The 10,851-nt window shown below is 57.1% G+C and carries 12 protein-coding genes; all 12 read left to right on the top strand.

The annotated features are described in order from the left end of the window. Positions 1–17: 17 nt before the first annotated feature. The 12 genes from ACZ46I_RS12595 to ACZ46I_RS12540 all read left to right on the top strand — a co-directional run bounded on the left by ACZ46I_RS12595 (position 18) and on the right by ACZ46I_RS12540 (position 10,851). Positions 18–539 carry a NuoI/complex I 23 kDa subunit family protein gene (locus ACZ46I_RS12595; RefSeq protein ID WP_013505509.1) on the top strand — a complete coding sequence of 174 codons (522 nt, stop codon included), beginning with the start codon at positions 18–20 and terminating at the stop codon, positions 537–539. Further along, positions 539–1,045 (top strand): NADH-quinone oxidoreductase subunit J family protein, encoded by a 507-nt coding sequence (locus ACZ46I_RS12590; protein WP_013505508.1) that lies wholly within the window; start codon positions 539–541, stop codon positions 1,043–1,045. Before ACZ46I_RS12595 ends, ACZ46I_RS12590 begins: the two co-directional genes overlap by 1 nt. Continuing rightward, positions 1,046–1,357: an NADH-quinone oxidoreductase subunit NuoK gene (nuoK, locus tag ACZ46I_RS12585; RefSeq protein WP_013505507.1), complete on the top strand. Its 312-nt coding sequence runs from the start codon at positions 1,046–1,048 to the stop codon at positions 1,355–1,357. Between the two features lie 31 nt (positions 1,358–1,388). Beyond that, positions 1,389–3,305: an NADH-quinone oxidoreductase subunit L gene (gene nuoL, locus ACZ46I_RS12580; RefSeq protein WP_013505506.1), complete on the top strand. Its 1,917-nt coding sequence runs from the start codon at positions 1,389–1,391 to the stop codon at positions 3,303–3,305. Positions 3,306–3,320: 15 nt separating this feature from the next. Continuing rightward, positions 3,321–4,829 carry a complex I subunit 4 family protein gene (locus ACZ46I_RS12575; protein ID WP_013505505.1) on the top strand — a complete coding sequence of 503 codons (1,509 nt, stop codon included), beginning with the start codon at positions 3,321–3,323 and terminating at the stop codon, positions 4,827–4,829. Next, complete coding sequence (locus ACZ46I_RS12570) at positions 4,826–6,313, top strand: NADH-quinone oxidoreductase subunit N (RefSeq protein ID WP_013505504.1); 1,488 nt, start codon at positions 4,826–4,828, stop codon at positions 6,311–6,313. Before ACZ46I_RS12575 ends, ACZ46I_RS12570 begins: the two co-directional genes overlap by 4 nt. 76 nt (positions 6,314–6,389) lie before the next feature. Further along, positions 6,390–6,731 (top strand): hydrogenase maturation nickel metallochaperone HypA, encoded by a 342-nt coding sequence (hypA, locus tag ACZ46I_RS12565; protein WP_013505503.1) that lies wholly within the window; start codon positions 6,390–6,392, stop codon positions 6,729–6,731. Positions 6,732–6,948: 217 nt separating this feature from the next. Beyond that, the gene (gene pseB, locus ACZ46I_RS12560) at positions 6,949–7,944 is read left to right on the top strand and encodes a UDP-N-acetylglucosamine 4,6-dehydratase (inverting) (protein WP_041725924.1); all 996 of its coding nucleotides are present in this window, start codon (positions 6,949–6,951) and stop codon (positions 7,942–7,944) included. Between the two features lie 8 nt (positions 7,945–7,952). Beyond that, positions 7,953–8,663, top strand: coding sequence for a pseudaminic acid cytidylyltransferase (gene pseF, locus ACZ46I_RS12555; protein WP_464280986.1), 711 nt, complete (start codon positions 7,953–7,955; stop codon positions 8,661–8,663). After that, entirely contained in the window at positions 8,654–9,187 is a 534-nt protein-coding gene (locus ACZ46I_RS12550; RefSeq protein WP_464280985.1) for a GNAT family N-acetyltransferase, read from the top strand. The genes pseF and ACZ46I_RS12550 overlap by 10 nt, the downstream gene beginning before the upstream one ends. After that, entirely contained in the window at positions 9,184–10,074 is an 891-nt protein-coding gene (locus tag ACZ46I_RS12545; RefSeq protein ID WP_464280984.1) for an aldo/keto reductase, read from the top strand. Before ACZ46I_RS12550 ends, ACZ46I_RS12545 begins: the two co-directional genes overlap by 4 nt. A gap of 3 nt (positions 10,075–10,077) precedes the next feature. After that, positions 10,078–10,851 carry a cytidylyltransferase domain-containing protein gene (locus tag ACZ46I_RS12540; RefSeq protein WP_464281857.1) on the top strand — a complete coding sequence of 258 codons (774 nt, stop codon included), beginning with the start codon at positions 10,078–10,080 and terminating at the stop codon, positions 10,849–10,851.

Here is a 10,851-nt window from a genome sequence, read left to right as displayed (position 1 = left end):
GGAAGAGGTAAGGAATTATGGCAATCAAAGTACGAACTGTTGAAAGGGCAGGATCCACGCTGATGGAAAGGCTCTATCTCCCGGAGATTATCAAGGGGATGGGCATTACCCTGCGGCACTTCCTGCGCAACCTTCATGACAGCAAGAATATTATCGTGCGCGACTATCCGGAGCAGAAGGTGGAGATTCCGCCTCGCTGGCGCGGACGTCACCGCCTGACAACCCGTGAGGATGGCAGCATCAAGTGTGTTGCGTGCTTCATGTGCGCCACCAACTGCCCGGCCAAGTGTATCTTCATCGAGGCGACGGAGCGTGAAGACGGGGTGACGGAAAAGATGCCCGCGCGCTTTGATATCGATCTGCTGGAGTGCATTTACTGCGGCTTCTGTGTGGAGGCGTGTCCCGTGGATGCTATCCGCATGGATACGGGAATTTTCTCTGTGGTCACTGACAACCGCGCTGACATGGTTGTCACCAAGGAGCAACTCATGCAGACACCAGGAATGCCTGGCTGCGAACCCACGAAGGAGGAGAACTAATGGGAATTGTTGCCGCACTGCTGTTTCTGGCCTTCGCGACGCTTTCCATCGCCGGTGCTGCCGGGCTGATTCTCTTCCGGCACCCGCTGAACTGCGCGGTGAGCTTCATCATCACGCTGATTTCGCTGGCAGGACTCTACGCGCTGCTTTCAGCCAAGGTTCTGTTCGCTTTCCAGATTATCGTCTACGCCGGAGCGATCATGTCGCTGATCCTCTTCATCATCATGTTTATCAACGTGCGTGATGAGGATCTGCCCGATGAGTCAAACCGAATCTTCCTGATGGCAGGGGGATGCGTCTTCCTGGTGCCCATTGCCTGGATTCTGCTGAAAGCGATCTTCGCTCTGCCCTACGTCTCCACGGCCATAGTGGGTGACGGGTTCGGGGGTATTCACCAGTTTGGCATGATGCTCTTCACGGACTGGATTCTGCCCTTTGAAGTCGTTTCAGCCCTGCTGCTGGTGGCGCTGGTCGGCGGCGTTGTCCTGGCCAAGAGGAGGATATAAATGGATATATTTATTGGTGTTCAGGCATATCTTGCCCTCAGCGTCATCCTCTTTCTCATGGGGATACTCGGCGTGATCGCACGACGCAATGTCTTTACGGTGTTTATGTCTGTTGAACTGATGCTCAACGCCGGCAACCTGGCGTTTGTCTCCTACAGTCGCTTCTGGGAAGGCATGGAAGGGCATATAGTCGCGACCATGGTTATGGCGGTGGCTGCTGCGGAGGCCGCGCTGGCCCTGGCCGTCGTGGTTCTGATATTCCGCAACAGGGGCTCCCTGGATACGGACTTCTTCCGTATCCTTCGGGGATGACCACAACATCTGATACAGGAAAGGGAAGTTTATGCAAAACGAAGCAGTACTGCTTGGACTGATACCGCTCTTTCCCCTTGTGGGAGCCCTGGTTATCGGCCTGATGTACATGGCTACGTGCAATAAAACCCGCCTGCCCAATGCCCTGTACGGTATTATCGCTGTTGCAGGACCGGCGGCCAGTTTTGTTGCTGCAGTCATGGTTTTCTCTCAATTGATGGCGATGCCCGCCGACAGCCGCATGCTGACGTACACGGCTTTTGAATGGATTGCCGTGGGCACGCTGACGCTGAATATCGGATTCCTGGGGGACACCCTCTCGGGAATGATGATTCTGTTTGTCACCTTTATCGGAACCCTGATTCACATCTACTCCACGGGGTATATGGGTGATGACGAGGCTTTCGGAAAGTTTTTTGCTTACCTGAACCTGTTCCTGGGGTGCATGCTCATCCTGGTGCTGGCTGACAACCCTGTCCTGCTCTTTGTGGGCTGGGAAGGCGTGGGCCTGTGCTCCTATCTGCTGATCAGCTTCTACTACAGCGACAAGGATAATGTGGTGGCCGGCAACAAGGCGTTTATCGTCAACCGCGTCGGTGACTTCGGCTTCCTCATCGGCATGGCGCTGCTCTTCTGGGCCATCGGCTTTGGCGGGTTCAGCTTTGTGGCTCTGGAGGCGCATTCCGGGATGCTGAGTGCCGGCATGGCCACGGCCATTGCCCTGCTGCTCTTTGTGGGCGCAACCGGAAAATCGGCTCAGATTCCCCTCTATGTGTGGTTGCCTGACGCCATGGCTGGCCCGACTCCGGTTTCCGCACTGATTCACGCGGCAACCATGGTTACCGCTGGTGTCTACATGGTCGCCCGTTTCAGCTTCGTGTACACCTCGGTTCCCGATGTGGGCCTGTTCATTGCCTGGATCGGTATCCTGACCGCGCTGCTGGCGGCGGTTATTGCCACGCAGCAGAGTGATATCAAGAAAATTCTGGCGTACTCCACCGTGAGTCAGCTGGGATACATGTTCGTCGGCGTGGGCCTGGGTGCCTACTCCGCCGGTATTTTCCACGTCTTCACCCACGCCTTCTTCAAGGCCCTGCTCTTCCTGGGTGCTGGCGCGGTCATCTACGCCCTGCATCACCAGCAGGACGTGTGGAAAATGGGGGGATTGCGCAAAAAACTCCCCATCACCTACATCACCATGCTGCTGGGCTGTATAGCCATCGCGGGCATCCCGCCCTTTGCCGGCTTCTTCAGTAAGGATGAAATCCTGCTCAGCGCCTTCTCCCACGGCCATTACCTCATGTGGGCCATGGGTATCCTGACTGCCGGACTGACGGCCTACTACATGTTCCGCATGTTCTTCCTGACGTTCCACGGAGAGCCCCGTGACAAGTATGTGTATGACCATGCCCATGAGGCTCCCATTTCCATGACGGGTCCGCTGATGATCCTGTCCATCGGTGCCGTTGGCGCCGGCTGGCTGGGTATCCCCAAGGTTCTTGGCGGCAATGCCTGGTTCCATAAGTGGATCGGCGAGACATCACCGGCCATTTACGTCTCCCACCCCTCGGCTGCTGTCGAATACGGGTTGATGGCGCTGAGTGTGGGTGTCGCCGTGATTGGTATCTCCATTGCCTACAAGCTCTTCTTCCATGGTGCCAAAGAACCGGTCTACTCCCATGGCTGGCGCAACCTGGTGCACAACAAGTTCTTTGTGGACGAAGCCTACGACGCCTTCTTCGTTCGTCCCCTGCGGGCACTGAGCACCATCATCTGGAAGTTCTTCGACAATGGCATCATCGATGCCCTGGTTCGAGGCAGTCGACTGGTCTATCAGGTTACGGGTTCCATGTTTGCGGTTTCGCAGACCGGAAAGCTGCGCTTCTACGCTTTCTACATGGTGGTCGGCATATCAATTATCTGCCTGTTCATGCTGCGACAGGTCTAAGGGAGGAAGGACAGAATGCTTAATTCCATGCTTTCCATCATGATATTCCTCCCCATCCTGGCCGGGTTTGTTCTGCTGGCTGCGCCCATGGCAGTGACTGCGGCCCGGACACTGGGGATGGTAGTCATTCTGGTGCAGTTGCTGCTCGGGCTGATGCTCTTTGGGAACTTTGCTGCCACCGGAAATATGCAATTCACGGAAAAGTACAGCTGGATCGCCGAATACGGCGTCTACTACAGCCTGGGCCTTGATGGCATCAGCCTGATGCTGGTCATGATCATTACCGTGCTCTTTCCCATGCTCTTCCTGCTGCAGTGGGAGGGCAAGACCAAAGGCTTCTGGGGGAACCTGCTGCTGGTCCAGGGTGCCCTGATCGGTGCCGTCAGTGCCGCCGATCTGATCCTGTTCTACGTTTTCTGGGAGCTGATGCTGATCCCCATCTTCTTTATGATGGGCCTGTATGGCGGTAAGGATCGCATTGCCGCTACCATCAAGATCACCATCTATACCATGGCGGGCTCACTGCTGATGTTTGTGGCCATTCTCGCCCTGGCATTCAGCTACTACAGTCAGTTTGGACAGTGGAGCTTCGCTCTGGCCGATCTGACCCAGGTCACTCTGAGTGGTTCGGCGGCGTTCTGGATTTTCGCGGCCTTCATGCTGGCTTTCGCCATCAAGATTCCGCTCTTTCCACTGCACACCTGGCTGCCCGATGCCTATACCGAAGCGCCCACCGCGGCTACCTTCGTGCTTTCCGCCATTATGGCCAAAATCGGTGTCTACGCGGTTATCCGCTTTGTCCTGCCAGTCTACCCTCAGGAGTACATCATGTACGCCGGTGTTCTGCTGGTACTGGGACTGATCGGCATGATCTACTGCGGCATTGCCGCCATTCAGCAGAAGGATGCCAAGCGCATGCTGGCCTACTCTTCGGCTTCGCACCTGGGGCTGATCGCCGTGGGTATCTTTGCCATGAACACTCAGGCCATGGTGGGCAGTGTGTACCAGATCGTGGCCCACGCCATGGCGACGGGCATGCTCTTCCTCCTGGTTGGACTGCTGGAGCAACGGCTGGGAACCCGTGAAATCGACTCCCTGGGCGGTATCGCCAAGGTGGCGCCCGTGTATGCCACCTTCTTCGCCATCGCCATGCTGGCCAGCTGTGGCCTGCCAGGGACCAATGGCTTTATCGGTGAATTCCTGATTATCCTGGGAACCTTCAAGTACAACACCTGGCTGGGGGTTGTGGCGGCCACGACGGTTATCGTAGGTGTGACCTACATCCTGTGGATGTACCAGCGGGTAATTTTCCAGAAAACCAACACGCTGACCGAAGGCTTCAAGGATCTGAATACCCGTGAAATTCTCGGCCTCGCTCCCATTGTGGTGCTGATTATCTTCATGGGGATTTATCCCAAGCCGTTTATCGACAAGATAGAGCCTACAGTGGAAAACTACATTCAACTGATTCAGCAGGAAGCTTCCAAGGCTGAAGTACGTATTGACGGGGGGGTAAAACGATGATCACCGATAACATCCAACTGATGCTTCCGGGCATTATTGTCGGCCTCGGGGCCACGGTGATGATGATCTTCGGCGCGTCCAACAAGCTGGGCGTACGCGGATCGTCGGCTCTGTCCATCGCCATTATGGCCGTGGCGGGGGTTATCCAGCTCCTCCAGATGGGAACCGTGTACAGCTATGGCACCATGGGTGGCCTGTTTAACGGCATGCTCATCGGGGATACCTTTTCCGGCTTTATTATCCTGCTGGCCCTGGCCTGTGGGATCATGACCACCCTGACCTGTTCTTCCTACTTCGAGGAGAATCAGTTCCACCGGGTGGAGTTTGACGCGCTGCTGCTGTTCTCTGTGTTCGGCATCATCATCATGGCCATGGCTGGTGAATTGATCACCATGTTCATTGCCCTGGAGATCATGTCCATGTCCATCTATGTCATGGTCGGCTTCAACCGCAACAGCCTGCGCGCTTCAGAGGCAACGCTGAAGTACATTGTCCTGGGTGCCTTTGCGGGAGCCTTCTTTGTCATGGGAACGGCCTTTATCTATGGCGCCACTGGCAGCACTATCCTCTCCCATATCTCCGTGGCGCTGGAGGAAGGTGCCGTGCACACTCCCGTGTTCATCGGTGGTCTGACCATGCTGCTGATCGCCATCTTCTTCAAGATTGCGGCCTTCCCTTTCCACGCCTGGTCTCCCGATGTCTATGACGGCGCGCCCTATCCGGTAACCGGCTTCATGGCGACGGCGGTGAAGGCGGCGACCTTTGCCATCGTGCTGCGCATGTTCATGACCAACTTCATGGCCATCGAGGAAGTGTGGACGCCGATAATGTTCTGGGCAGCCATCTTCACCATGTTCGCCGGGAACTTCCTGGCCATAGCCCAGAATAACGTCAAGCGCATGGTGGCGGCTTCCGGTATCGTGCATACCGGCTACCTGCTCATCGGCATGACGGCTCTGGGTGCGTCTGCGGCAGCTGCGCCGGCCATCATGTTCTACCTGGTCTCTTACGCGGTCAGCACCCTGGGCCTCTTTGCCGCTCTGAGCTATGTGGCGGGCAAGGGCGAAAAGCGCATCAACTTCAGCGATTTCAACGGAATGGCCCGCAAGCATCCGTTTATCGCGGCGGTGATTTCGCTGTTCATGCTGTCCTTTGTTGGCCTGCCGCCGCTGATCGGCTTTATCGGCAAATTCTACCTCTTCACCAGCGCCGTGGAGGCAGGCTTTGTGTCCCTGGCGGTGATCGGTATCATCAACAGCATCATATCCCTTTACTACTACCTGCGTATCATCATCGCCATGTACTTCCGTACCGCTGAAGATGAGTTCGAGGTACAGGTTCCGGTCTATGCCAAGGTCGGAGCGGGGATCGCCGCGCTGGCAGCGATCTGGGGCGGTATAGGCGGCATGACCCTTGTGATTTTCCCCGGTGCGGAAAGTCTGCTGGAAGCTGCCCGGCTGAGTATTCAGTCGCTGCTGTTGTAAGCGCCACCGAAATACAGTACAAAGGCTCTGCGTCAACCATGGCGCAGAGCCTTTTTCTTTTTGACGGAGAGAGAACGTGCACGAATTTTCCCTGATTCAGAATCTTCTGCAGCAGTGTGAATACCACGCCGAGCAGGCAGGATCGCACAAGGTGCTGGCCATACATGTCAGCATCGGCATGATGGCTGGTGTGGAACCGGAACTGTTCAAACGCGCCTATGACACGTTCCGCCAGCAGACCGTCTGCAGCGATGCCGAGCTGGAAATCCACTGGCAGCCCCTTGAACTCTTTTGCCTGCAATGCGCTTCACTGACGTCCCTTCATGAGCCCCGCTACTCCTGCCAGCAGTGCGGCAGCACAAGTGTGCGGGTGGAAAAGGGTGAGGATATCCTGCTGATGCGCCTTGAGATGGAATAGCAGCGGTAAAATTTTCCATGGCCCCAGGTGCCTGGTGGGGTGTAAATGGTTTTTTCAGAGTGGGTAAAGTGTTCTGGCAAGGAAAATGAATGTGCTGTAGCCAACACACAGCAGCTTGCTGGAACACGTTACATTCAGGCAGGCAATTGAAAAACCCACAGGTGCAGGACGTCCGTGGATGGGGGTTTTTCAGCAGCCTGCCCATGGAAGGTCTGCCATGTTCAACGACAAATCCATTCTGATCACTGGTGGCACAGGCTCCTTCGGCAGAAAATACACCCAGACGATTCTGGAGCGTTACCAGCCACGTCGCCTGGTCATCTATTCCCGCGATGAGCTCAAGCAGTTCGAGATGCAGCAGGTGTTTGACTCCCCTGCCCTGCGCTATTTCATTGGTGATGTGCGCGACCAGGAGCGCCTGAAACAGGCCATGAACGGCATTGATTACGTCATTCACGCCGCCGCGCTCAAGCAGGTTCCGGCAGCGGAATACAACCCCATGGAGTGTATCAAGACCAACATCCACGGCGCCGAGAACGTCATCAAGGCTGCCCTGCAGAATAATGTGGAGAAGGTCATTGCCCTTTCCACCGACAAGGCCGCCAACCCCATCAACCTCTACGGAGCCACCAAACTGGCTTCCGATAAACTCTTTGTGGCCGCCAATAACATCGCTGGCCGCCATCGCACCCGCTTTGCTGTCGTGCGCTACGGCAATGTCGTCGGGTCGCGCGGCTCCGTGGTCCCCTTTTTCAAAAAACTCATCGCCGAAGGCGCCGACGCCCTCCCCATAACCGACGAGCGCATGACCCGTTTCTGGATTACCCTGCAGCAGGGCGTGGACTTCGTACTGAAAAACTTTCAGCGCATGTACGGCGGAGAGATTTTCGTCCCCAAGATTCCCTCCATGCGTATCACCGATCTGGCCAGCGCCATGGCGCCGGATATGCCAGCGAAAATCATCGGCATCAGGCCCGGCGAAAAACTCCACGAGATCATGTGCCCCGCTGATGACTCCCACCTGACCCTGGAGTTTCACGACCACTACGTGCTGCAGCCGACCATCAAGTTTGTGGATAAGGACTTTCACTACGAAAAAAATCAGCTGGGGGAAACGGGAACTCCTGTGCCCCAGGGATTCGAATATAACTCCGGCACCAATCCGGTGTTTATGAGTATTGATGAACTGCGCCAGATGAACGCCAGTCTTTAGGAGCCTGTGTGCGCGTAGCGATAATACCCGCCAGAGGCGGCAGTAAGCGGATTCCGGGCAAGAACATCCGCGAATTCTGCGGCCGTCCCATGATCAGCTACTCCATAGAAGCCACCCGCAAGTCGGGGCTCTTTGAGCAGGTCATGGTCTCCACGGACTGTCCCCGAATTGCCGCCGTGGCGCAGCAGTGGGGGGCCGATGTCCCCTTTCTGCGGCCGGCGCACCTGGCAGACGACCACACCTCCATGCTGGAGCCAGTGCGTCACGCGATCCACTGGCTGCACTCTCTGGGGCAGGAACCTCAGGAGGTCTGCTGTGTGTTTGCCACTGCCCCCTTGCTGCAGGCATCGATGATCCGCGAAGCCCTTGACCTGTTGCAGCGGGAGAAAGCTTCTGCTGTGGTTCCCGTGGTAACCTACCCCTTTCATCCCTATCGCGGTTTTGCTCTGGATGATCGTGGTGGGCTGCAGAAACTTTTTCCGCAGCATTTCGATGCCTATGACAAGAACGCTCCGCTGGCCTGCTATGACGCAGGACTTTTCTACTGGTTCAATATCAGGGCTTTCCTGGAGCACACGGAGCTGTTTGGCCCCGATACGCGGGCACTGCGTGTTGACCGCTTTGCGGCCCAGGATATCAATGACGAGGAAGACTGGCAGGCGGTGGAATACCTCTACCGGGTACGCCAGCTTCAGCAGGCAGGTGAACCATGCGCCTAGAAGGAAATCAGATTTATCTGCGACTCCTGTGCCCCGATGACGCCAGCAGCGAATATGCTGCCTGGCTGAATGACCCGCTGGTGAACCAGTATCTTGAGTCGCGCTGGAAGCACTACACCGTTGACGACGTGCGATCCTATATCGCCAGTGTCAACGATGGCCGGGCCAATTTTCTCTTCGGCATGTTTGAGAGCGCCAGTGGTCGCCACATCGGTAATATCAAGCTGGGAGGCATTCATCCGGTGTATCGCTACGGGGATATCGGCCTGCTCATTGGCGACCGGCAGTGCCACGGTAAGGGCATTGGTACGGAAGCGATCCGGCTGTGCTGCCGGGCCGCTTTTGAGTGCCTGAACCTCCATAAGGTGACCGCCGGACTCTATCAGCCCAATATGGGTTCCTTGCGCAGCTTCGAGAAAAACGGGTTTCGCCAGGTGGGCACTTGGCGGCAGCATGTCTTTGTGGGTGGCTCCTATGTGGATGTGCTTCTGGTGGAACTGCTGCGCGAAGAGTTTCGGCCATGACACAGCTGGCTCTTGGCACTGTGCAGTTTGGCCTGGATTATGGCATCAGCAACGGCATGGGGCAGACTCCCCTGGATGAGGTGCGTGCCATTCTGGAGTGTGCCGCCGCACAGGGAATCGATATGCTGGATACCGCTCCCGCCTATGGTGAGAGCGAAAGCGTCCTGGGGTGCTGCCTGCCGCTGAGTGGCCAGTTTGCTGTGGTCAGTAAGGTGCCCCGCATGGGCGCACAGGAGCGTGCTGCCGACTTTGGCCCCCTGGTGCGCCAGTCCTGCCAGCAGAGCCTGCAGCGTACCGGCCAGTCCCGGCTGTACGGGCTGCTGGTCCATCACGCCGACGACTGTCTGCAGGTTGGTGGCGAAGCCATTTACCGCGAAATGGAGCAGTTGAAGCGTGAAGGGCTGACGGAGCGCATCGGGTTTTCCCTGTACGATGCCCAGCAGATTGAGGAGCTCCTGGCTCGCTACACCATGGATTTTGTGCAGCTGCCCCTGAATGTTCTCGACCAGCGCCTGCTGCGCAGCGGTCACCTGTCCATGCTGGCCCGGCGCGGGGTGGAAATCCACGTCAGGTCGGTCTTTCTGCAGGGGCTGCTGCTGATGGAGCCTTCACGAATTCCGGGCACCCTGGCACCTCTTGTGCCCCATCTGCGCGGCTACCACCAGTGGCTGACCGCAAAGGGCCTGAACCCGCTGGAAGGGGCACTGGCCTTTCTCCGTCAGGTGCCGGAAGTCTCCCGCGCGGTGGTGGGCGTCAACAGCCTTGAGCAGCTGCGGGAGATTGCCGAAGCCTGGGAGCGTGCTGCCGGAGCTCCACGGGAGATTCTGGATTTTGGAGTTGCTGCGTCACTGGAGGAGTTTATCGACCCCAGGCGCTGGAAGGAGTAGATGATGAAGGTGTTGGGAGTATTGCAGGCGCGCTATTCATCGACCCGTTTGCCGGGCAAGGTGCTGAAAACCTTGCAGGGCTTTCCCATGCTGCTGCATCAGATCTGGCGTCTGGAGCGCAGCAGCCGGCTGGAAAAGCTGGTGGTGGCCACCAGCAGTGATGCCAGCGATGATCTGCTGGCCGCTACCCTGGAGAAACATGGAGTAAGCGTGTACCGGGGCAGCCTGGAGGACGTGCTGGATCGCTTCTGCCAGGCCGCGCGGAAATATCAGCCTGAGCATGTGGTCCGGCTGACCGGCGATTGCCCCCTGACCGACCCGGCGGTCATGGACGAAGTCATCGCCCTGCACCTTGATGGGGACTACGACTACACCTCCAACTGCTTTCCCCCCACATTCCCCGATGGGCTCGATGTGGAAGTGGTGCGCTTTGCCTGCCTGGAAGAGGCCTGGCGCGAAGCGATCCTCCCCTCAGAGCGCGAGCACGTGACCCCATTCATACACTCCCAGCCACATCGCTACCGGCAGGGCAACCACAGGCAGACCGAAGATCTGTCTGGCTTGCGCTGGACCGTGGATGAACCGGAAGATTTCGCTTTTGTACAAAGCGTTTATGCGCAGTTATATCCAGTCAATCCCGCCTTTGGCATGGAGGAAGTGCTGAACCTCCTGAAGCGCCAACCGGAGCTTTCACAGCACAATCGGAAATTCCAGCGCAATGAAGGATATGCAAAATCACTGGAGAAGGACAAACCTCTCTTGAATGACAAGGAGTAG

It is taken from the genome of Desulfurispirillum alkaliphilum (genome assembly GCF_055378285.1).
This window is presented reverse-complemented; position numbering and strand designations above follow the sequence as displayed.